15 protein-coding genes are annotated in these 22,744 nt (G+C 51.9%); 11 read left to right on the top strand and 4 right to left on the bottom strand.

The annotated features are described in order from the left end of the window. Positions 1 to 1,377 (bottom strand): DUF1501 domain-containing protein, encoded by a 1,377-nt coding sequence (locus tag SH451x_RS01475; RefSeq protein WP_479360520.1) that lies wholly within the window; start codon positions 1,375 to 1,377, stop codon positions 1 to 3. Between the two features lie 225 nt (positions 1,378 to 1,602). Here SH451x_RS01475 and SH451x_RS01470 point away from each other — a divergent pair, with 225 nt between their 5' ends. The 6 genes from SH451x_RS01470 to SH451x_RS01445 all read left to right on the top strand — a co-directional run bounded on the left by SH451x_RS01470 (position 1,603) and on the right by SH451x_RS01445 (position 12,470). After that, on the top strand, positions 1,603 to 4,113 hold the full coding sequence (locus SH451x_RS01470) for a DUF1553 domain-containing protein (protein WP_479360519.1): 2,511 nt from the start codon (positions 1,603 to 1,605) through the stop codon (positions 4,111 to 4,113). A gap of 12 nt (positions 4,114 to 4,125) precedes the next feature. Continuing rightward, positions 4,126 to 5,559, top strand: a complete 1,434-nt coding sequence (locus tag SH451x_RS01465; protein ID WP_479360518.1) for a DUF1501 domain-containing protein — start codon at positions 4,126 to 4,128, stop codon at positions 5,557 to 5,559. 32 nt (positions 5,560 to 5,591) lie between these two features. Next, entirely contained in the window at positions 5,592 to 7,169 is a 1,578-nt protein-coding gene (locus tag SH451x_RS01460) for a serine hydrolase domain-containing protein (RefSeq protein WP_479360517.1), read from the top strand. Between the two features lie 30 nt (positions 7,170 to 7,199). Then, complete coding sequence (locus tag SH451x_RS01455; protein WP_479360515.1) at positions 7,200 to 7,922, top strand: platelet-activating factor acetylhydrolase IB subunit; 723 nt, start codon at positions 7,200 to 7,202, stop codon at positions 7,920 to 7,922. A gap of 162 nt (positions 7,923 to 8,084) precedes the next feature. Beyond that, positions 8,085 to 11,045 (top strand): PSD1 and planctomycete cytochrome C domain-containing protein, encoded by a 2,961-nt coding sequence (locus tag SH451x_RS01450; RefSeq protein WP_479360514.1) that lies wholly within the window; start codon positions 8,085 to 8,087, stop codon positions 11,043 to 11,045. A 3-nt stretch (positions 11,046 to 11,048) separates the two neighbouring features. Next, on the top strand, positions 11,049 to 12,470 hold the full coding sequence (locus SH451x_RS01445) for a DUF1501 domain-containing protein (protein ID WP_479360513.1): 1,422 nt from the start codon (positions 11,049 to 11,051) through the stop codon (positions 12,468 to 12,470). A 2-nt stretch (positions 12,471 to 12,472) separates the two neighbouring features. On the opposite strand, the gene SH451x_RS01440 is transcribed toward SH451x_RS01445, so the two are convergent. Then, complete coding sequence (locus tag SH451x_RS01440; protein ID WP_479360512.1) at positions 12,473 to 13,795, bottom strand: DEAD/DEAH box helicase; 1,323 nt, start codon at positions 13,793 to 13,795, stop codon at positions 12,473 to 12,475. Between the two features lie 226 nt (positions 13,796 to 14,021). On the opposite strand from SH451x_RS01440, the gene SH451x_RS01435 reads away from it, so the two are divergent. The 3 genes from SH451x_RS01435 to SH451x_RS01425 all read left to right on the top strand — a co-directional run bounded on the left by SH451x_RS01435 (position 14,022) and on the right by SH451x_RS01425 (position 16,878). Then, positions 14,022 to 15,722, top strand: a complete 1,701-nt coding sequence (locus SH451x_RS01435; RefSeq protein WP_479360510.1) for a HEAT repeat domain-containing protein — start codon at positions 14,022 to 14,024, stop codon at positions 15,720 to 15,722. A 105-nt stretch (positions 15,723 to 15,827) separates the two neighbouring features. Further along, positions 15,828 to 16,445, top strand: a complete 618-nt coding sequence (locus SH451x_RS01430) for a pyroglutamyl-peptidase I (RefSeq protein ID WP_479360508.1) — start codon at positions 15,828 to 15,830, stop codon at positions 16,443 to 16,445. Positions 16,446 to 16,554: 109 nt separating this feature from the next. Beyond that, positions 16,555 to 16,878 carry a hypothetical protein gene (locus tag SH451x_RS01425; protein ID WP_479360507.1) on the top strand — a complete coding sequence of 108 codons (324 nt, stop codon included), beginning with the start codon at positions 16,555 to 16,557 and terminating at the stop codon, positions 16,876 to 16,878. Positions 16,879 to 17,428: 550 nt separating this feature from the next. Here SH451x_RS01425 and SH451x_RS01420 read toward each other — a convergent pair. Next, positions 17,429 to 19,027: an amidophosphoribosyltransferase gene (locus tag SH451x_RS01420; protein ID WP_479360506.1), complete on the bottom strand. Its 1,599-nt coding sequence runs from the start codon at positions 19,025 to 19,027 to the stop codon at positions 17,429 to 17,431. 277 nt (positions 19,028 to 19,304) lie between these two features. On the opposite strand from SH451x_RS01420, the gene proB reads away from it, so the two are divergent. Continuing rightward, positions 19,305 to 20,474 carry a glutamate 5-kinase gene (gene proB, locus SH451x_RS01415; RefSeq protein ID WP_479360504.1) on the top strand — a complete coding sequence of 390 codons (1,170 nt, stop codon included), beginning with the start codon at positions 19,305 to 19,307 and terminating at the stop codon, positions 20,472 to 20,474. A 12-nt stretch (positions 20,475 to 20,486) separates the two neighbouring features. Here the strand turns inward: proB and SH451x_RS01410 are convergent, their stop codons facing one another. Beyond that, a complete protein-coding gene (locus SH451x_RS01410; protein ID WP_479360503.1) occupies positions 20,487 to 21,218 on the bottom strand; it encodes a DUF6690 family protein in 732 nt (243 codons plus the stop codon). 154 nt (positions 21,219 to 21,372) lie between these two features. On the opposite strand from SH451x_RS01410, the gene SH451x_RS01405 reads away from it, so the two are divergent. Further along, positions 21,373 to 22,608: a class I SAM-dependent methyltransferase gene (locus SH451x_RS01405; protein ID WP_479360502.1), complete on the top strand. Its 1,236-nt coding sequence runs from the start codon at positions 21,373 to 21,375 to the stop codon at positions 22,606 to 22,608. The last annotated feature ends 136 nt before the right edge of the window (positions 22,609 to 22,744 follow it).

The following is a 22,744-nucleotide window of genomic DNA, read 5'->3' as shown; positions in this document are numbered from 1 at the left end:
TCAAAATAGTTCGTGGATAGGGCGAAAGCCGGAGTCGACTAAAGGGAAAGGGCGACCGTTCGGCCCAGGCAACACACCGTCGGAGTTGAGTCCGAGCGCGTGCATAATTGTCGCGACGACATCAGGTGGCTCGCAAGGTCGATCGACAGGAACGGCGCCGATAGGATCGCTCGCTCCGATAGCTCGACCGCCTTGAATACCTCCACCTGCGAAATAGACGGTAAAACATTGAGGCCAATGATCTCGACCGCCGGCAGGATTTACCTTGGGTGTGCGGCCGAATTCCGCTAAATTGCAGACCAGCGTATCGTCGAGCATGCCGCGATCAAAAAGATCCTCGATCAGAGCAGAGTAGGCTTGATCGTACATAGGTGCAACGATGTTCTTCATCCCTTCGACCGACGTAAACGGTTTGCTTCCGTGGATATCCCAGGTTACTTCATCGAACACTGTCAGGAACGTATTAATTGTCACGAACCTAACGCCAGCTTCCACCAGACGTCTCGCAAGCAAGCAGCATTGACCAAACCGATTCATGCCATAACGCTCGCGCACAGCCAATGGTTCTTTCGACAGATCGAATGCATCGCGAGCTTGGGGGCTTGTCATCAGGCGGTATGCTGATTCGAAATTTTCGTTCATCAGTTTGGCCGATTCGCTTTGCTCGAAGTTTCGTACGGTTGAATCGACGATTTCTCGCATGCGTTTGCGTCGCTCGAGGCGGGCAACTCCAATGGTCTCGGGCGGCAGTAAGTCGGGGACCTTGAAGTCTGGCTTGGACGGATCGGCCATCAAAGCGAAGGGGTCATGAGCCTTGCCCAAGAATCCACCCGCTTGACCATTCGGCAAGTTTCCTCCTCCGCGTCCCATCGTCTCGGGTAAAACAACGTGCGCGGGAAGGTCACCGCGTCGGCCCAAACAATAATCGACTACGGAGCCAACATGAGGAGTATTGATCCCGCCGGCGAACTGACGGCCTGTTTGCATTATTTGCCAACCGCTATCGTGGACAGCTGCGCCGCGATGGAAGCACGAACGTACCAGTGAAAACTTGTCGGCAATGGCAGCGTGCTTTGGAAGAATCTCCGAGATCTGAAAATCGGCTCCGTTGGTTGATATCGGATTAAATGGCCCGCGAATTTCTGCTGGTGCGTTGGGCTTCATGTCGAAGGTGTCCAACTGGCTGGGAGCGCCCAGGTTGAAAATCAGGATCGCCGATTTGTTGTCCTTGGTTGGGTCAACCAACCCCGCTTCTTTTGCGGCGACGTATTTCGGCAAGGTCAAACCTAAGGCGGACAGCGTGCCGACTTGCAGAAAATCGCGGCGGGGTAGACCATTACAAGTATGCGCTACCGCACGTGAAATGAATTCCAGCATAGTATTCAAGAATTAAGGTAGGCTTGGGGCGGGCAAGTTCATCGAAGTTTGCAGTCGCAAATCGACTTGAAATTGGCTAAGATAGGGTCTCCGACTTGGGGCACCTACGCACAACCAATCGCCTCATTTTAGCCTAACTCACCCGCCCAAATATTGTGCGTACTGAAAAATATGCGACGTCCCCACCGTTTTACGTCGCCAAGCAGCACTTGCGGTCAGCCGTAAATGCAAATTCAAACCTCCGCTAATCCTTCGATGATGCTTCCATTGAAAACCCACCGAAGTCCAGCCATTTCCCGGCTCTTGGCAGTTCTGTTTTGGGGCGCGAGCTCGTTAATCGCTGGTGCAGCGGATTCGGCTGGCAAGGACAAAGTTGACTTTAATAGTCAGATCCGCCCACTGTTAGCCAAGCACTGCTACGCTTGCCATGGCGGCGACGTTGCGGAATCAAGTCTGCGGCTAGATCAGCGCGAATCAGCGGTGGGTGAGGCTGATAGCGGAATGATTGCGATACTTCCGGGTGATTCGGCTCAAAGCGAATTACTTCGTCGCGTGCGGTCGCATGACGAATCGGACCAAATGCCGCCAGAAGGAAAGCGGCTCGATGATGCCAGCGTGGCTCTTATCGCACAATGGATTGAACAAGGGGCAGAATACACGCCGCATTGGTCATTTCAACCGCTGAGCGATCCACCAATACCAAGGGTCGCTGACAACGCACAGGTGCTCAATCCAGTCGACGCATTTGTGCTCGCCAAGCTGCAAGCTGCAGGCCTGCAGCCTAACACAAATGCGGATGCGAGAACGTTGATTCGCCGGTTGTACTACAACACACTAGGTTTGCCTCCATCGGCGGCCCAAGTAGACGCCTTCGTGGAACAAGCGAAAGAGACTACTCATTTTGAAGCCCTCTATGAAGAGACCGTCGACTCACTGCTAGCAAATCCGGCTTTCGGTGAGCGCTGGGGTCGCAACTGGTTGGACGTGGTTCGTTATGCCGAGACCAACAGCTTCGAGCGCGATGGCCCTAAACCGAACGCTTGGAAGTATCGTGATTACGTCATCGCTTCAATCAATGGCGACAAGCCCTACAATCGCTTTGTAACCGAACAACTAGCTGGCGACGAGTTAGAAAAAGTGACGGAAGAATCACTCATTGCAACTGGATACTATCGTCTGGGATTGTGGGATGACGAGCCTGCAGATCCAGAGCAAGCGGAATTTGATGGTTTTGATGACTTGGTAACGGTAACCGGGCAAGGCCTGTTGGGTTTGACCTTGAATTGTGCGAGATGTCACGACCACAAGATCGATCCAATCAGCCAACGTGACTACTATTCGATGGTAGCCTTCTTTCGCGATGTCACGACATACGGCGATCGAGGTGACCAAACAACCAACAGCCAGATCGATTTGTCTCAAGTCGGCATTATCGCTAAACGAAAAGAGTTGAATAAAAACATCCGTCAGCTCGAAGAACGCAAATATGCGATCGAGCAAACTGCGATTGCGAAGATGGATGCGGAGTATCAGCGTGCGGCCGAAGGAGCGGACCGGGACCGCGTGGTAGCTGAAAAAGTCGACGAATTCCTGGATGAATCGCTCAAACCAGAATACTCGCAGGTAAAATCTACAATCGAATCGTACAAAGGCGAGCTAGCATCCCTTCCTGCACCTGACGCGGCGTTAGGACTCGCTCGATGCCTTCCCAATCCGCCGGAAACTTTCGTCCTTGCCAGAGGTAGCCCCCAGGCGCCAACGGATAAAGTTGAGCCAACGTTCGTAAGCCTGCTGAGTGACGAAGCCAATCAGTACCAACCTGAGATTCACCCCACCGATCGAAGTGCAGGTCGACGGCTGGCATTAGCACGCTGGATCACCTCTGAGAACAACTGGCTGACGGCGAGAGTGATCGTGAACCGAGTTTGGCAACATCACTTTGGACGCGGCATCGTGCGTTCGAGCAACAACTTTGGTCAGCTTGGTGACGTCCCAACACATCCTGAGTTGCTCGATTATCTAGCCAACGAATTGATTCGCCACGATTGGAATCTTAAGCCGATCCATCGTCTAATCATGACCAGTCACGTCTATAAACTAGCTAGCGTCGACCAGGAAGCAGGCTTAATGAACGATCCTCGCAACAACTTGTATTGGCGTTTTGATCCACGCAGACTGTCGGCGGAAGAAATGCGAGATTCCATGCTGAAAGTCACTGACGAGTTGAACCTGAGTATGGGTGGGCCGAGCTTTTATCCCGATGTTTCGGACGAAGTCAAAGCAGGCCAGTCAGTACCTGGACAAGGCTGGGGAGAATCGACCGACGCCGACAAAGCACGTCGCAGTGCCTACATTTACATCAAGCGCTCCCTGATTCCACCCGAACTTTCGGTGTTTGATTTTCCAGAAACCGATGGTACATGCGAAGCTCGCTTTCTGACAACGCAAGCAGCCCAGTCGCTGAATTTGCTGAATGGTCGTTTTGCTCGTGAGTGTGCTGCCGATCTGGCGAATCGCACATTTTTGGGTGACTTTGAATCCGACGCCAATCTCCAGACGGCTGTTTCCGACGCAGTTCGTCGCGTATACCAGCGAGAGGGCACGGCACAAGATTACACCTTAGCGAAAGACTTATTGAACAAACTGCGGGACAAGCACTCGCTGGACGAGGCTACCGCTTGGCAGGCGTATTGCCTGGTACTTTTGAATACGAACGAATTTCTTTATCTGGATTGAAAGCCGAAAACCATGCAACAAAATTTTTGCGGCCGAACGCGGCGTGAGTTTCTTTGGCAAGGCGGCTTGGGATTTGGATCGCTGGCCTTAAGTTCATTTTTTGCCAGCGATATGGCTCAAGGTGCAACAGTCGCTTCAACCAATCCGCTCGCACCAAAACCGGCTATGTTTGCGCCCAAGGCCAAATCGGTCATTTTTCTATTCATGTATGGCGGACCCAGCCACATCGATACGTTCGACTACAAGCCTAACATGGTGGGCATGGATGGTAAAACAGTTACGGTCAAAACGTTTGGCCGCGGCGGCAAACGCAACGAAGGCCGAATCGTTGAACCAAGATGGAAGTTCAAACAGTATGGCCAATGCGGAAAGTGGGTAAGCGATCTGTTTCCTCATGTCGGTTCTTGCGTAGATGACATTGCGTTTCTGCACAGCATGACCGCGGACTCTCCGATCCATGGATCGGCAATGTTGATGATGAACTCCGGCAAGATTCTCTCGGGAGCTCCTTCGTTAGGCTCTTGGCTTACCTATGGCCTTGGCAGCGAGAATGATAATCTTCCTGGGTATGTCGTAATGCTCGATCCGACCGGCGGCCCGATCAGCGGAGCAAAAAATTGGTCGAGCGGTTTTATGCCCGCCAGCTACCAAGGCACGATCTTGCGTACGCAAGGCTCCCCCATTCTCGACTTGCAACCACCTGCAGGCATGACGCGCGAAATGCAGCGTGATCTGATCGATTCCATTGGTCTCGCCAATCAACAACATGCAGCCGAAAGACAAAGTAACACCGATTTGACGGCGAGGATTGCATCGTACGAGCTTGCGTATCGCATGCAAATGTCGGCTCCAGAGCTAGTTGACTTTGGTGACGAAACAGCCGAAACGCTTGAACTGTATGGGGCTAACGACGAAAAGACAGCAGACTTTGGCAAACGCTGCTTGATCGCGCGACGAATGGTAGAAAGAGGAGTTCGCTTTATCCAGCTATATTCGGGCGGCGCACACAACGATGATAATTGGGACGCTCACGGGAACCTCGAAGCTAACCATAATCACCATGCAGGTGCGACCGATAAACCGGTAGCAGGTTTATTGAAAGATTTGAAACGTCGCGGTCTACTCGACGAAACACTGGTTATCTGGGGCGGTGAATTCGGCCGACAACCAACAGCAGAATATGCTATGGGATCCGGGCGTGATCACAATTCGTTTGGATTTACGATGTGGATGGCGGGCGGAGGCATCAAAGGTGGAGTCAGCGTAGGCTCAACCGACGAACTGGGAGCCAGGGCTGAAGAAAATCCATTGCATGTCAAAGCTATGCATGCCACGATGTTGCATCAATGCGGATTGGATCCAAATCGACTTTCGTACTTTTTCAGCGGCTTGGATCAGAAACTAGTGGGAGTAGAGCATGTCGATCCCATCCATCAAATTATTTAACTTGCCTCTAGGCACTGGTCTTCAAAGTCATCATGGAACGTCGAACTTTTCTGAGTTTATCAGCGGGCACCTGTGCAGGACTCTGCGTCGATAGGATTGGTAATTTCGCATCATCGCAAGACAATGTACCAAATTCGTTACCAAGGGGTGATTTTAGTAAACACGATTTTGCACCTGAACGTGTGCTTGACTTTTTGAACGTCGTTGAACGCCAGCAAATACCCCTGCACAGTTTCATGTTATTGCGAAACGGGCATGTACTAGCGGAAGCATGGTGGACGCCTTATAGCTCCGAATACAAACATGCACTTTATTCGCTTAGTAAAAGCTTTACATCGACGGCAATCGGTCTGGCAATCGACGAAGGTTTGCTATCCGTCGAAGATCTGGTAGTTGAACATTTTCCTGACGACCTACCCGACAGCGTCGGCGACAAGCTTGCCTCAATGCGAGTGAAACATCTATTGATGATGGGGACTGGGCATGAAAAGGAATCGATCTTTGGAAGCGATTTCAATATGGAAACAGGAAACTGGATAAGGCAATTTTTATCCAGTCCTGTACAACGCGAGCCAGGATCTCACTTCTTATACAACAGCGGCGCGACATTTATGTTGTCCGCGCTCATTAGCAAGGTGACCAAGAGCACATTGGTCGACTACCTAAAACCCAGACTATTCGAACCGCTTGGGATTGATCACTATGACTGGGAGGTCAATCCAAAGGGTATCAATGCGGGCGCTTGGGGATTGCGAGTTCGTACTGAAGATATTGCCAAACTTGGGCAACTTTATCTTCAGAAAGGAAAATGGAAGGATCAGCAATTGTTGTCGGAAGCCTGGGTCCAATCGGCGACGCAAAAGCAGATCGACAATTCCTCCGGTAATCCAGATCGAGACAATACAAGTGATTGGGCCCAAGGCTATGGCTACCAGTTCTGGAGATGCCGTTATAATGCCTATCGCGGCGACGGAGCTTTCGGGCAATATTGCGTCGTGCTTCCAGAGCACAATTCGGTTGTTGCAATCACTAGCGAAGTCCCCAATATGCAGCAGGTCCTTAATGCCATTTGGGACCATCTATTACCGGGTTTTGACGCCATCTCGACTCAACCTGACGCGTCAAACTTAATATCCCAACAGACCGCGAAGCTGGAGTTTTCTCGGCCGAAAGGCGCGAATCAGTCACCACGACAACTTGCTTTGGAAGGCAAGGAATTTCGCTTCGAAAGTAATCCCTTGGGTATTGGAGGGATGAAGCTTCGCTTCTCACCTGACAAATGCGAGTGCACGATATCCACGGAGAATGGGGTGCAAACTATCCAATGCGGTTTTGATCGATGGCTTCCGTCAACCGTCGACCGCAAACTTTCATGGCCTTTGCATTTGGTGACGCTCGAGATACCAATTGTCAACACGACCGTCGTTCACGGCGCGGCCGGGTGGACCACCGAACAAATGTTACAGCTACAATGGCAGTTCGTAGAAACGCCACATTACTACGCGATCGAATGTGATTTCTCCAAATCACCGATAACAGTGAATTTCGTTCGTAGTGCTGATGTTATTTCAAAAAACACCGCAAATGGCACTCTATTGCGTGCCCTTTAGACTTTATCCGCTTACTAGCAAGGCTTGAACATGAGAATGATAATTTGTGCGATGCTCGTAGCAGCATTATTGCAACCAACATTTGCCAAAGAGGGAGTTACGCCGGCGATTACCCCAGAACCTCAGTCCGCGGAGTGGGCACAATCGTGGTGGATGCCACGTCATGAAGCCAAGCTTAAAGAGAAAGAAGAGGCCGGCAAGATCGACTTGCTATTTGTCGGCGATAGTATAACTCAAGGCTGGGAAGGAGCAGGGAAAGACGCCTGGGAAAAGCACTTCGCCAAGAAGAACGCGTTTAATCTGGGCTTTTCGGGTGATCGCACCGAACAGGTTCTTTGGCGTCTGGAGAATGGTGAATTTGACGGGATCAGTCCTAAGGTAGCGGTCGTCATGATAGGTACAAATAACACTGGACACCGTCAAGATCCTGCTGATGAAACTGCGGAAGGTATTCGACAGATCCTTGCGAAGATGCACGAGAAGATGCCAAAGATGCATATTGTCCTGTTGGCGATTTTCCCACGAGGCGAACAACCCGATGACGCAATGCGGAAGCTGAATAACGAGATCAATGAAAAGATCAAAGCATTTGACGAGCTTGAATATGTAAGTTTCGTTGACATTGGAGATAAGTTCCTGAAGCCAGACGGCACATTGAGCAAAGACGTAATGCCCGATCTATTGCATCTCAATCCCGCAAGCTATGCAGTCTGGGCAGAAGCCATTGCACCTGAGATAGAAAAGCATTTTTAAGCGACGATTCTGAATCGCTGATGATCCTTTCATAAATTGCGTTCTTGCGGATGAGTCCCGCCACGACTCCATTAGCTCTGCAGAACGCAACAACCTCCCGCCTGGCCGATTGCATCAAGGCAATTGGCGACGATCTCCCGCCTACTTGATCGGAACATCTCGATGAGAGACCTTGCGTTGAAGCTTGCCATTGCGCTGGCTGTATTGCATAACACACTTCTTATCCCAAGCACCTTGGCGGACGAAGGCGTCGAGTTTTTTGAGCAGAAAATTCGCCCCGTTTTGGTCGCAAATTGTTACGAATGCCACTCCGAAAAGGCCGAAAAACTCAAGGGGAATCTTTTTCTTGATACAAAAGCAGGCTGGGAGCGCGGTGGCGATAGCGGACAGAGTGTGATTGTCCCAGGTGCTCCCGAAGATAGCCCCTTGATGCAGAGCCTGAAGCACGAGAATGGCCTTGAAATGCCGCCATCCGGCCAACTTTCGGAAGCTATCATCAATGATTTCGCTACGTGGATCAAAATCGGAGCCCCCGACCCACGCGACGAACTGCCGACGAAAATTACGCGGGCCGACAGATCGTGGTGGTCACTCCAACCACTTGCAAGGTCTGAACCGTCCGACCTGCCTGAAACGGACGAACAACCCCACAAATTTGACCGCAGCGCTTGGCAAAAAAACATTATCGACCGTTTTGTATGGAATCGACTTGCTGCAGAAGGTTTGACTCCCAACCCACCGGCTGATGCGCGAACGTTGATTCGTCGTCTGTTTTACGATGTGATCGGCTTGCCGCCCACTTACGAACAGGTGGAAGAGTTTCGTAGAAGCTACGAACAAGATCCAGAACTCGCCACGGCGGAGCTTGTTGACAGGTTGCTCGCTTCAACGCACTACGGCGAACAATGGGGTCGGCACTGGCTGGATGTCGTTCGTTTTGGTGAAAGCAATGGTTTCGAACGAAATGTAATAATTGATGACCTATGGCCATTTCGGGACTACGTGATTCGCTCGCTGAATGACGACAAACCTTTTAATCAGTTCATCGTCGAACATCTGGCTGGAGATGTGATCGGGAAGGGGAACCCAGATATAGAAGTCGGCAGCGCATTTCTGGTCGCTGGTCCCTACGATGATGTCGGCAATCAAGAAGTGGTCGCTCAGGCAAACATCCGCGCTGCAACTTTGGACGACATCATCACCGCCACCAGCAGTGCATTCTTAGGCTTAACAATCAACTGTGCTCGATGTCACGACCACAAGTTCGATCCGATTCCGACTGAGGACTATTATCGATTGAGGTCTGCGTTTGAAGGAGTAACGCATGGACGCCGTGTCGTTGCATCAACAGAGGAGCAAGCCAGATTTACTGCAGCAAAGAGTCCTTTGGAGCATGAACTTGTCGCAATCAACGACGAAATCAACAAATTGCAATCGACAATCCGGGCTGATTCTTCGGCAATACAAGAGCTGAACACTACATTACGGGCAAAGTTTGATCCAACACGAACCGAAGAAAGCTTTAAGGCGATCAAGGCGAAATTTGTACTTATTAGGTTTCTAGCTCACACTTCAAATCCAACTTCAGCAGTAGGTGCCCGACTTACCGAAGTCCAAGTATGGGATGATTATAACACTCACAATGTCGCGAGCCAAGAGAGCGGGAGTATTGCAAGCGGTGCGAAGTCGGCCGTGGCAGACGACTTTCCGGAAGCATACGGGTCCCAGTTTACAAACGATGGCGATTTCGCAGCCCAGTGGTTCATTGGCCATCCTGCCGAATTAAAGATTTCATTTCCGCAAACTGATTCAATCCATCGTGTTGTTATTTCGAATTCTCGAAGCAGGGAAGGGGAACAGGGAAACATCGAAGGTGACACGCCGTGTGAGTATGAAATCTTTACATCGACCGATGGCCTTGAATGGGTAAAGGCAGCGGATTCATTTGATCGCGAACCCTTTACCGAAAGCCATGCCATGGAGCGACTGCGGCGTGAAGTAATGGGTGGCGAGACTGCATTGAGCGACCAGAAAGCTTCGCTTCGACAGCTTTATGAGAAGTTAGCGGCTCTGCAAACTCGACAAGCTGGTGTGCAGCAACAACTCAACGCCATCCCGCCGCTAAGGCAAATGTGGGTTGGCAATCATCATCAACCTGGAGAGCCGACACGGGTGCATGTAGGCGGCGACCCTATGAAGCCAGCGGAGGTTGTTCCGCCTGCGAGTCTAAATGTTCTGTCTGCAATGGGCGAAACGTACAAACTCGCAGAAGACGCCGACGAGGGTGAACGCCGGCTAGCCTTGGCAAAGTGGATTGTTGCCGATTCCAATCCGTTGACGCCGCGAGTACTCGCAAACCGAGTTTGGCAGCATCACTTCGGCGCAGGCCTCGTCGATACACCGAACGACTTTGGATTTCTTGGCGGGCAGCCAATGCATCCTGAACTATTGGACTGGCTTGCGATCCGCTTGCAGCAGCACAATTGGCAATTGAAGCCTCTGCATCGTGACATCTTGCTCTCGCAAACATATCGCCAATCATCTGCAAATCAAACAGTTGCCTATGAGAAAGATAGTGAAGCACGTTTGCTATGGCGGTTCCCACCGCGGCGTTTGTCAGCGGAAGAGATCCGCGACACCATGCTAACACTTGGAAACGTGTTGCGGCACGACAGTGGCGGTCCTGGGTTTAGGCTTTACAAGTTTACGCAGAACAACGTGTGCACGTATTTCCCATTAGATCAACACGGACCCGAGACTTACCGGCGAGCGGTCTATCATCAGAATGCGCGAGCAAGCGTGGTTGACCTGCTGTCTGATTTTGATCTACCTGACAATTCTTTTAGCGTCCCAAAGCGGTCAACAACGACCTCGCCGTTGCAAGCCCTGACCATGCTGAACCATGCTTTCACAATTGACATGGCCAAGGCCTTTGAAACACGAACAGCTCAAGAATCGAACGCCGATATAGCCGCTTCAATTCAGGCCGCGTATAGAATCGGGTTACAGCGTACGCCAAGCGATGAAGAACTGCGCGATGCGGTCATGATTGTTAATGCGCATGGCTTTGAATCTTTTTGTCGCGCACTACTAAACTTCAATGAACTACTTTTTGTTGAGTAACTGATGGATAGTCTAGGCCTACTACAGACATCGCGTCGCAGCTTCCTACAATCCATGAGCAGCGGATTGACCGGAGTCGCACTAACGCAACTTCTCAAACAAGAAGCGGCAGCTCAGTCGCCTTCGTCGATACAATTGCCACAAAAAGCTAAGCGGGTTCTACAGATCTTTTGTCCTGGAGCAGCGTCCCATATCGATCTTTGGGACTACAAGCCATCGCTTGAAAAGTACGATGGAACACCGTTGCCGGGAGACGTCCCTGAGGTTTCCTTTCAAGGAAAAAATGGAAACCTGATGCGATCACCTTGGGATTTCAAGCCTGCGGGGCAAAGCGGCAAGATGATTTCTTCGATGATGCCGCATATGGCCAAGCATGTCGATGACATCGCGTTCATCCACTCTATGCAATCGAGGTCGAACACGCATGGTCCAGGTTGCATTTTCATGAATTCGTGTTTCACTCGCGAAGGGTTCCCAACTGCTGGGGCTTGGGTAAGTTATGCGTTAGGTAACGAGAACGAGAATCTTCCGACCTACATTGCTATCCAAGATGTTCGCGGCGAACCGCCAAACGGCAAGGCGAACTGGGGAAATGGATTTTTGCCAGCCCAGCATCAGGCTGTTATGATGTCGGCCCAACAGACGCTTCGCAATCTTTCCGCACCTTCGTCGATCGGAGCGGAGCAAGATCGTGCAACGCGCGAATTCTTGGCGCGAGCGAATCAACGGTACGCTCAGCAAAACCCAGGCTTCGATGCGCTGCGAGCACGGATGGCGGCTTACGAACTAGCTGCAAAAATGCAAACGACAGCGCCAGAGACTAGCGATCTCAGTCAGGAAACGAGTGCGACCCACGCGATGTACGGTACGGACGATGCCAATTCGCTCAAGGCGGCCTACGCACGCAATTGCTTGTTGGCTCGGCGGTTTCTAGAACAGGGAGTGCGATACGTAAGTCTGTATTGCGCGTCGCGGGCGTCAGCAGTCGACGGACTATTGAATTGGGATGCACATAAGACGCTGAAAGCCGACTACGAACGCCACCTGCCCATTTTTGATCAGCCGACCGCAGCGTTGCTTACCGATCTAAAACAGCGAGGGCTGCTCGAAGACACGCTCGTGTTATGGTGCACCGAGTTCGGTCGTATGCCAACGCACCAAGAGGGCACCGTTGGTCGTGACCACAATCCAGATGCGTTTACTGCCTGGATGATGGGGGCCGGCATTCGAGGAGGAACGACTTACGGAGCGACGGACGAATTTGGCCGTCGCGCCGAGCAAAATATTGCAAGCGTGTATGACTTCTACGCCACCGTGCTACATTTGCTAGGTTTGAACCACGAACAGTTGACCTTCTATCACAATGGTGCGAATCGCCGACTTACCGATGTCCATGGTCACGTCATCAGTGAAATTCTAGCGTAGCCTTATAGCCGTCCGGATCGTCGCGAGGTGCGTTTACGACCGCGAAACATGGATGGTTTGGCATCAGATTCCAACGCTTCCGCAGCAGCGAGTTCGGCAGCTTCGGCTTGAGCAATCCGCTTCTCGTATCCACGCACTGGCAAGGACAATTCGTCCTTATCGAGCAAACGATTGATTCGTTGTTCGATGTCGGTGAGCAGAATTCCGTCGTCTTTGCTGACGAAGGAGAAGGCGATTCCTTCACGCCCCATCCGGCCCGTACGTCCGACACGGTGAACGTAGTCGTCGCAATCTTGCGGTAGATCAAAATTGATGATATGTGAGATCGTTGAGACGTCGATCCCGCGTCCGACGACGTCGGTCGCTACGAGGATATCAATATCTCCGCGGCGCAGTTTGGCAAAGACACGATCACGCTGAGGCTGATTCATATTTCCGTGAATCGTCTCCAACTGCATGTTCTTGAGGTCCTCTTCTTTGGCAAAGGACTCTTCTAGCTTGCGATGCAGCCTAGCGGTGCCCAACTTTGTTCGGCAGAAGATAATTGCCTGCGGCGGTTTTTCGCGTCGCAGCAGTTGTATCAGCAGATCATATTTTTGATCCATTTCGGCTGTGATATAGCGCTGCTCGATCGTTTCAACCGACATGTTCTTGCTGGAACAGTCGATGTGGACTGGTTCGAAGAGATAGCGTTTGGTCAGTTCGCGAATCTCTGCGTCAAAGGTCGCACTCAAGAGCAACGTTTGGCGAGTTTCGGGGCAGCGGCGAAGGATACGTTCGATGTCAGGGCGAAAACCGATGTCCAACATGCGGTCTGCTTCATCGAGCACGACACACCACAGATTATCCAAGACGAGCGAACCGCGTCGCAGATGGTCGATCACACGGCCTGGAGTTCCCACGACAACTTGGGCGCCAATGCCCAACTTACGAAGCTGGCTTTGCATCGCTTTGCCGCCAGAAAGCTCAACGATGGAGGTCGGGACACCAAATGCGAGCTTTTCGAATTCGCCAGAAACTTGCCCCGCCAGTTCGCGAGTTGGAACCAGCACCAACGCTTGCGGGTATTTGCACTCTTGGATGGGATCGAGTTGTTCTAGAATTGGAATCGCGAAAGACGCTGTCTTTCCAGTTCCCGTGCGTGCTTGGCCCAGCACGTCATAACCATCAAGTGCTACGGGGATAACTCTAGCCTGGATGGGGCTAGGAGCTTCATACCCGGCCGCATAAATCGCTTTGAGCGTCAGAGGCGATAGCCCCATATCCTCGAAGCGTTCGACAACAATTTGTTCGTTTACTTCCTCTTGCAAAACTTCACTACTCACTGCAAAAAAGCTCTTGTGACAATCGTCACAGTTGGATGCGGCACCGCTGAAATTGCAACACAATGATGAATCGTGTTTGCCACCGGAGAGCAGTAGAGGCGGGCCGAAATAACATAATCACTCCATATTTTCTCAAAATACGGTATCTTCGCAGTGCGGCTTGGTCAATTGTAGGCTTGTCGGAATCAGCATCTAGAGCGAGATTATTCGGAGAAACATCAGATACATGATAGATTTGGAACAATGGATCGACCAAACGTTCGCCTGGATCAAGTCGGAACCGGGTGCAAATCCGACCGATCAAGACTCCGCAAGCACTGCGCCGAATGTTGCGGATGGTGAACAAGTTATACCGCATCGTGACGCCAGCCGCTCGACAAAGCCACCACAATCTTTCGAAATACCTCCGCAGTTTGACGCGCCAGAGCAACTAGACTGGCCGCTCGAATTGCTCCAAAAGCTCCCGCAGTTCATCGAAGTCCTCTTTGCCGAGAACCGCGATATTGATCAAACGGCCAAGCGAGTCGATCTGGTCATTCAAAACCTGAGCGTTTGGTTGCAGCAGTATCTATCACAATTGCGAAAGGATGTGGGGGTCGAAGCAGCCTTTCTAACGCAGACATCCGACGGGATTGTGATCGGAGCGGCACGGCTATACCGCGAATTACAGCCGTTTCATGCCTTCCGATCCGAAGAAGTCTTGTTGCGACTAATGCTGGCAGTTCCTAGTGAGCAATCGATTCCATTGTGGATCTCGTTGATGGTCGATCTACCGCCAACCAACCATCGCTCAGCCGCGTCCGGCGTTGAGACATTAACGCAGCGTCGTGGGCTAGCGGCAGATTCGCTTTTTCCCGCACTGGTTGGTGCGCTCGACAATCCGACGACGATCGCACCCGTGTTGGATCTCGCCAACTGGACGGTTCATAGCGGTCGGGCCGAACAACATCCGCTTCTTGAGTTTGCAGACAAGCTCAGTTCGCTTCTGAATGCCGTTGTCGATCGACTATCGATCTTGGAGACAACGCCCTCTCGCTTTGGTACCGATATTGCCACGATCCAGCAGATACTTGATGAGTCTGTGGCGCTGTGTGTGGCACTCAGTGACGCTTTGGGCCTAATGCTCCATACAGAAGCTCTAGGGACATTGCGGAGGGCTGCAGCGTTGCGTCATCGACGCATTGCGTGTGAAGCGGCGGCGGCGATCTTGCGACTAGGTGACGAACATGGACAAGAGTTGCTCGAAAAGATGGCGAGCGAACCTGTCGCGCGGCTACGTGCATTGAACTACGCCGAAGAGCTTGGTTTCATTGAATCGATTGATGAACAATTCCGCAGTGAAGCAGCCCGTGCCGAGTCGACTCTGGCGCTGTGGCTGGCGGCTCCAGAAAACTACGGTATCGCCCCTAAGCACCTAGAGCTGATCGATCAGCGAACGTTGATGTGGCCAAGCTTTGACGTGCCACAGAGCTGCTATCTTTTTCGTTTTGTCTATCCGCTGGTGGACGGACAATTCAGCAATATTGGAATCGCCGGTCCGCTGGTCCACGCGTTTACAGCCGACATGGCCGAACTGCCCGAGATGGACATTTATGCGGCTTTCGCCGGATGGCAAGCAGAACACGCTGAAATATTCGAGCTGCGACCCAGCGAGTTCATGGCGTCGCATCTGGAAACCGCGAATGGCTTGAAAGCGGCGCTCGAGACGGCCGACTACGCAAACCTGGAAACATTCCGCTTGGGCAGCTTTTTTGGCGAATGGGTTTTTGTAGGGCAGGGGACGTTGGAAGACGCAGAAGGAACGGTCGTATTCGACGGGACCGAACTTCTATGGTACCCCCAGTCAGGCCGGCCTCGCCCCATCGAGCCCGACGTGGCGTATAGTATTTACAAAGGTCGTCGGTTCCTACGTTCATTTAATCCGTAATTACGATGCAGTGAATCTTTTCGAACGATTGTTTGCTTGCATCCTAAGAGCGAAATACTATTGCACGTAGTTTTCAATTCATTCCGGATCCGAGCTCGTTGCGATATGGCCATACTGCTGACTGCGTTTGATACTTACGATCAGTGGACGGAGAATTCCAGCTGGCTAGCAATGACGGAGTACCTCCGTGAACACGGGGGGACGAATGACATCGTGACACGACGCTATCCCGTCGATCTGCACAAGATGAAGGAACGCTTGGAGATCGATCTAGCGCGGGGTGTCGATGGCGTAATTCACTTCGGCCAACGGCCCGGCGGTCGTCAGCTTGAGCTCGAAGCAATTTGCCTTAACGTAGCCGGTTTCACTCAGGGGGCTGGACGGGAGTTTGGCTCAATAATCGACGACGGTCCCGTTGCCTTTCGCAGCAATTGCCCACTTGGTTTGTGGGCAGAACATCTGCGACGTCAAAATGTGCCAGCTGAAGTTTCCTACCACGCCGGCACATACCTTTGTAATGCGATCATGTACCTATCGCACTACTGGCTGCGTTCGCGGTCGATTATGACTCCGGTGGCGTTTGTACACGTGCCGCTGACAACCGAACAAGCCAAGCAAGCGACAGCTAGCTCGCCGGGGCTGAGTGTAGAAACTTCGGCAGCGGGAGTCAGAATTTTGGCCGATCTAATGCGCAGAACCGTCGCGACTACATCGATCATTTGATTTTACCGATACGGAACTTCCAAAACTTCCGTCAAATCTGGGCTCATAATTTGCATAGCTGGAGCCAAGAAATAAAGTACTTGTATCAAGCTTTCGGACGCATGTTCGAATGCAGAATTACAGTTTCATCAAGATGAAAGTTCAGATCAAAGCGATGGTTAAGAAGTTTCTCCCAATCTTCTTCTGTGCAGTTTTCGCTGCTTCGAGCCTCGTAGTTTCTCCCGTAAGTGCTAATGAACCTGGGTGGACTCATGGGGTCGTTCTTTTTGGCGAAGCCCGTGAAAAGAAGGACGCGACTCCCATTCTGCAACGCGAGTATCGCCCGTTGCACTTTTACGGCAACACGGTCCGCCGCAAACATTATCGCGGTACGCCAGTGCCTTCGATCGGTGACGGCTTGCGAGCCGCAAAAGTTGTAGTGACTCGTTCGTAGAGTTTGGTTTGTTTTCTTGTAGCTGGCTTTGTCTAGAAGCCGGGGCACAACCGGAATCGCACCCAGGTTCGACCGCGTTCTTGGCGAACGCAGCTACGGTAGAGGGCTCCAAACGCATCGTAGCTGGCTTCGCCTAGAAGCCGGTGCACAACCGGAAACGCACCCCTCGGCCACGGCACTGCTGAACAAGCCAGCAGTGGCACCCAAATCGGGTGGCAAGCCAATGACACGCTTTTCAAGAAACGCACCCGGGTTCGACCGCGTTCTTGGCGAACGCAGCTACGGAAGAAATTCCCGAGCGCATCCTACACGCGCATCGTAGCTGGCTTCGCCTAGAAGCCGGTGCACAACCGGAAACGCACCCCTCGGCCACGACACTGCTGGACAAGCCAGCAGTGGCACCTGAATCGGGAGGCAAGCCAGTAGCACGCTTATCAGGAAACGCACCCGGGTTCGACCGCGTTCTTGGCGAACGCAGCTACGGAAGAGGGCTCCAAACGCATCGTACAAGCGTAGCTACGATTGCCTACCACAGAACAGCGACCGATTATCAAGTCGGAGTGCTGACTAGATCGTACGTACGATGTCCAGATTTTCCTTGCTGATAATTACGCACCGCAATATCGTAGAGCTTCTCGCCGCAAGGCGTCGGGTAATTACCTGTAATGCAGGCTTGGCAAAGATGCGAAGACGGCAAGTCGATCGCTCGTGCAATCGAATCAACGGGTAAATATCGCAAGGACTCGCACCCGAGCCGATCTGCCATGGCTCGCTGCGACGCTTCCGTCAACTTGCCATCTTCCAAAAATTGTGGTGCGAATAATTCATCGATCGTCGACATATCGATCCCGTAAAAACAGGGCGCGATAATCGGCGGGCAAGCAACTCGCACGTGTATCTCTTTGGCTCCACCTAACGACCGGATACGATCGAGCAGAACTTTCATAGTCGTTGAGCGAACAATAGAATCCTCGACCAGGATGACTCGCTTGCCTTCCAATACTTCCCGCAGCGGCGTGTACTTGATCGCTGCTTTAGCCTTGCGTGCGCGACCGCCTTCGATAAAGGTCCGTCCGCTGTAACGATTGCGAATTAGCCCTTCACGGGAAGGGATTCCCAAATGGAATGCCATCGAATCCGCTGCCGCTTTGCTTGTATCGGGAACCGGTACAACAATCGTATCTTCGTCGATTTCGAAAGTCTTTTTTTCGCGTTCGATCCGGGCTAGCTCTTCACCAAGCCGTGTTCGAGACAGGTAAACGCTACGATCATCGAGGGTACTTGCGACATTGGCAAAGTAGATCCATTCAAAAAAGCAGTGCTTCGGCTCTTCTTCTTCGATGAATCGTTCGATTCGAATTCCCTCGGGCGTAACCAATATCGCGTGTCCAGGCTGAAGCGACTTGATCGACTCGCGTGGGAAGGACAAGTTCAACAGCGCGACAGATTCACTAGCCGCGGCAAAGAGCGAGCCATCGATTGCATAGCACATCGGCTTAATTCCGCGAGGATCGCGAGCGATTAACAGATGGCCTTTGGCATTCATCAGCGCGAGTGAATAAGCTCCGTCAAAGCACTTTGCGGCCGCGGAAAAAATCTCGATCAGAGATTTACTGCCGCTACCTTCGCGCGATAGATAGCGAGCGATTTCGTGCATGATGATTTCGGTGTCAGACTCACGTGCCAAGTGATGCTCACCATCGGCGGTTAAGCGGTCCCGCAGCTCTGGGTAGTTGGCAAGCTGGCCATTGAAACAAAAGCTGAACCACTTGTGCTTATGAATGTGCTGCCGCTCGAATGGTTGAGCATAAGAACGGTCATCTTGACCGCAAGTTGCATAGCGAACGTGACCGATGGCCGCGTGCCCGGAGAGCTGCTTCATTAGCTCCTCACATTTATTGCGATGCGAGAGCTGAAAAACCTCGCTGACGGTGCCGATATCTTTGTGCGTTTCCAGCAACGAAGCGCGATCGGCTTGAAAGCTAGTCATACCTGCCGCCAATTGGCCACGATTTTGGATGTCTTGCAACATTCGCGGGAGCAGACGCGAAACTTGCGACGCGCCGCCCTCGGGACAGAGCGGACTTTCGTCCCCCCCTGGCAGGTGATAGATCGCGGCGACTCCGCATTCGTGGTAAAGTTCGCTCATCGCTTTTAAAAAGACTCCGTACTTTTCGCCCAAAATCGTCCAATGGGCAGCGTAATTTCGGCTTCTGAATCGACTAGATCACATGCGGAACGATTGTTATTCTGCATCACTCACCACACATAACCACACTTTCCCGCTTTCGAGCTTCGAAAACTAGGGATTTCCCATACTGGGAAGTTTGTGTGTATGCAATTGTCGGCCACTTCGCAGGACTGTAAATAGTGTCCGGCCAGAATTGCTGAATCAGCCACCTCCAACTTCAACAAATCAAACCATTATGGCTGAAACGCCAGTCGAACCCGCAGACCGAAATTCGATTCTTCAGGACGCAGACATTTGGGTCGTAAAGGTCGGCTCCCGAATTTTGACGCAGCCAGGTGGCGGCCTGGACCGCGAACAGATAAGCCGTTTGAGCGACGGGTTGGCGCATCTCACTCGATTGGGAAAGAAAGTAGTGTTGGTTTCCAGCGGCGCAGTCGCCAGTGGAGTCGGACGCCTAGGACTGCCAGCCCGTCCAAAAGAACTTGCGACTTTGCAAGCCGTCGCGGCGGTTGGCCAAGCACAGTTGATTCAGACCTATGAAGAATCGCTAGGTAAGCATGGATTGCATGCGGCTCAAGTCTTGCTGACCGCAAGCGACTTAGATGATCGCGTTCGATATCTGAACGTCCGCAATACGTTAGCGGCGATCCATAACTTGGGTGCGATCCCGATTATCAACGAGAACGACACGGTAGCGGTGGAAGAGTTGCAGACGACGTTTGGTGACAATGATCGCCTGGCAGCTATGTTGGCGGGTATTTTTACCAAGCCACTGCTTGTGATCCTGAGCGATGTCCGAGGGCTCTATGACCGCGATCCGTCGGATCCAGAAGCAAAAGTGCTGCCCTCTGTCTCACGCGTCGATTCCAACGTCCTCGAGCTGGTACGGGACCGAAACACAGGAGTGAGCAAGGGCGGCATGGCAAGCAAACTCGCCGCGGCGAGGTTTGTTAATTCGAGCGGCGTCGCCGCCATCATCGCCTGGGGCAAGGAAGACAACATACTAGCCAGACTTGCTGCCGGAGAAGTACTCGGCACTCTTTTCCATCCCCGTAGTCAGTTAATGGAAGCCAAAAAGCGTTGGATTGGCTTTACAGCCCAGTGCGCCGGACAGCTAATAGTTGACGCAGGCGCAGTCCATGCTATTTCCGCTCAACATCGTTCGCTGTTGCCGATTGGCGTGCATGATGTGACCGGCGAGTTTGAGAAAGGTGATACCATCTCGATTGCAGGACCAGACAAAATAGAAATTGCGCGAGGCCAATCAAACTACTCTTCGGCTGACATTCAGCGCATTCGCGGATGTCGCTCTAATATGATCGAAGAAATCCTTGGCCATTGCCCTTACGAGACCATTGTCCACAGAGACAATCTCGTGCTAAGTGCCGATCGCCAACAAGATTAACAGCGATCTAGCCTACTGCCACCTTAGATTTTGCCAGGAATTTTTCAGAATTTCTTCCGATTGCTCGCTCAACCCATATTCCATCGAGGGTTGGTTGAGTTCGATAAAGACGGTGTACTTTCGGTAGGCGTCGTTGGCATACACAACCGGTGCCGGCTGAATCATCGCCAAACTGGTCACCCGATTATTCCATCGCGAAGTATACAAATGACCGCCAAGTGACGGCTCGACTTTCAAGTTGTAGCTTTGCAACAAAATAGCCGTTAAATTCGCAGGGTCGCCGCAATAGCCTTGCAAAAGAATCCTGCGCAACTGTTGGTTTCGGTCAAAGTAGTAATCGACTGTGCCAGCGAAATCACTAGGGGCGGTGCCTGTGACGACAGGTACGCGCAACCCATCCATCTGCACGTTCGACAACACGGTCGTGACGCGCGGAAACGTTCCTGTAACCCAACCTGGCGTTACATCAAACCTCGCAAAATGACGTAAGTCTCGGATTGCCGGATTCGTAACGGCGACCAGCGTTGACGGCGTATACGCCGGAGAACCATAAGGGTTTGAAGTCGCAGAGGGAGAGCCCTGAATACTTGAAGCGTAACCCGTCAGAACACCCGTTTGCTCTAGCGCATGCGTTGGAGGGCTGCCGTTACCACCGACGCCGTTGTAGTAGACGTACGGAGCTCCCACGGCAGCGGATAGTAAGGCCGCGAATTGGGCTGGACGGCTAGCAAGTGAAATAGGCATGCCTAATCAACACCAAAAAGGAGCATTCCAAGAGTACTTCGCACTTCTTATATTCGATTGCTTGAGCACCGCGGCTTGAACTATGTTCTATGCAGCGACAAAGAAACAGTTTTCGGAGCTCGAATAAAGCTTCCTCTTACGATGATCGTTACAAATGGTATTTTCAGATTTGGTTGACGGATTCTCCGCCCCGCAGTGGCAAGCTATTTTTGCCGAAGCGGTACGAGCCCCTGGCAACCTGAAAGATATGATTGCCGAGAGCGATTATGCAAGAGTTCGTCTGGCAAGCGATCTGCCGCAAGAACTTCTGCAACACCAGCTCACCTTGCAGTCGAAATCGAAACGCAAGTTTTCCGATCCGACATCGTGGCTGTGGACGACTCGCTTGCTCGAGCTTTCAAGTGACGAGACAACTGCGAAGCTGGTCGCGAGTTATTATCCGGACGATTGTAAAATATTGGATGTAGGCTGTGGCGGCGGATCGGATGCGATCGCGCTGGCAGCGAAACATAACGTCGTCGCGCTGGACCGAAGCGATTTCGCGACCGGAATGACAATGGCAAATGCCGCCTTGCAAGAATGCGAGGGTACTTTCCAACGGCTTTCCGTTCGATGCGCCGACATATCCGATGAACCGATCCCCGAAGACCTCTACATCCACGCCGACCCCGATCGTCGCAGCGAGAAAGGTCGGAGCGTCCAACTACAGTGGCACTCACCAGATATCGCCACCATTTTGCGGCTAGTAAGGACAAGCGCAGGCGGCTCCATAAAACTGGCGCCGGCTTGCGTGGATATTTTGCCTGAAATCGACTCACAGATTGCGAAACATTGGATCACTCACAATAGAAGCGTTGTCCAGCAGCGATGGTGGTGGAACATCTCTGGCTTTGAACATAATTACGTATACGTATCAACTCACTCGAAGACAACGGGCTGGCATCACTGGTCAGTTCCTAGGGACGAACTTGAAAGTTTCGCAAGTCCGCACCAAAATCTCGTAGTTTGCCGATCGGTAAATGAAGTAAGCGAATGGATAGGAGACGCCGATCCATCGCTAAGAGCTGCAAAATGCCAGCATGTTTTTGCTCTTCAATCAGGGCATCAAGTCATTGGAAACCACGACGGATTCTTGACTACAAATGAAGCAAAAGAGGGGCCGTTTGTTCGTTGGCATAAAGTATTGGAAGTCTCGCCTCTCGATGCAAAAAAGATTAAACGCAAAGTCAGTGATTACGCTTGCGATGGAATCATTTTGAAAACACGGAATGTGCACAGCGTACCGGAAGAGCTCACGAAGGCATCTTTGCGTTCTTCAACGAACCCATTGATCGTATTTGCCACACGCATCGGCAAGCGGCATTATGGGATATTAACTAAAAATTCTTGACGCCCTCAGTAACGAAAAGTGGGTTTCGAAAAATCTGTATTTTGCATTGAAGGCGTCTCCTGACCGTGCTTTCCCAGGCAAAACACAGGGAAACTTCGGGGTATCGCAATTCCTCAAGAAAAGATTTTGAATAGTC

The organism is Njordella aestuarii, from assembly GCF_056494165.1.
This window is presented reverse-complemented; position numbering and strand designations above follow the sequence as displayed.

Coding starts and splice junctions, on each gene's coding strand:
- SH451x_RS01475 (WP_479360520.1), bottom strand. CDS start 1,377: ATGCTGGAATTCATTTCACGTGCGGTAGCGCATACTTGTAATGGTCTA.
- SH451x_RS01470 (WP_479360519.1), top strand. CDS start 1,603: ATGCAAATTCAAACCTCCGCTAATCCTTCGATGATGCTTCCATTGAAA.
- SH451x_RS01465 (WP_479360518.1), top strand. CDS start 4,126: ATGCAACAAAATTTTTGCGGCCGAACGCGGCGTGAGTTTCTTTGGCAA.
- SH451x_RS01460 (WP_479360517.1), top strand. CDS start 5,592: ATGGAACGTCGAACTTTTCTGAGTTTATCAGCGGGCACCTGTGCAGGA.
- SH451x_RS01455 (WP_479360515.1), top strand. CDS start 7,200: ATGAGAATGATAATTTGTGCGATGCTCGTAGCAGCATTATTGCAACCA.
- SH451x_RS01450 (WP_479360514.1), top strand. CDS start 8,085: ATGAGAGACCTTGCGTTGAAGCTTGCCATTGCGCTGGCTGTATTGCAT.
- SH451x_RS01445 (WP_479360513.1), top strand. CDS start 11,049: ATGGATAGTCTAGGCCTACTACAGACATCGCGTCGCAGCTTCCTACAA.
- SH451x_RS01435 (WP_479360510.1), top strand. CDS start 14,022: ATGATAGATTTGGAACAATGGATCGACCAAACGTTCGCCTGGATCAAG.
- SH451x_RS01430 (WP_479360508.1), top strand. CDS start 15,828: ATGGCCATACTGCTGACTGCGTTTGATACTTACGATCAGTGGACGGAG.
- SH451x_RS01425 (WP_479360507.1), top strand. CDS start 16,555: ATGCAGAATTACAGTTTCATCAAGATGAAAGTTCAGATCAAAGCGATG.
- SH451x_RS01420 (WP_479360506.1), bottom strand. CDS start 19,027: ATGAGCGAACTTTACCACGAATGCGGAGTCGCCGCGATCTATCACCTG.
- proB (WP_479360504.1), top strand. CDS start 19,305: ATGGCTGAAACGCCAGTCGAACCCGCAGACCGAAATTCGATTCTTCAG.
- SH451x_RS01410 (WP_479360503.1), bottom strand. CDS start 21,218: ATGCCTATTTCACTTGCTAGCCGTCCAGCCCAATTCGCGGCCTTACTA.
- SH451x_RS01405 (WP_479360502.1), top strand. CDS start 21,373: ATGGTATTTTCAGATTTGGTTGACGGATTCTCCGCCCCGCAGTGGCAA.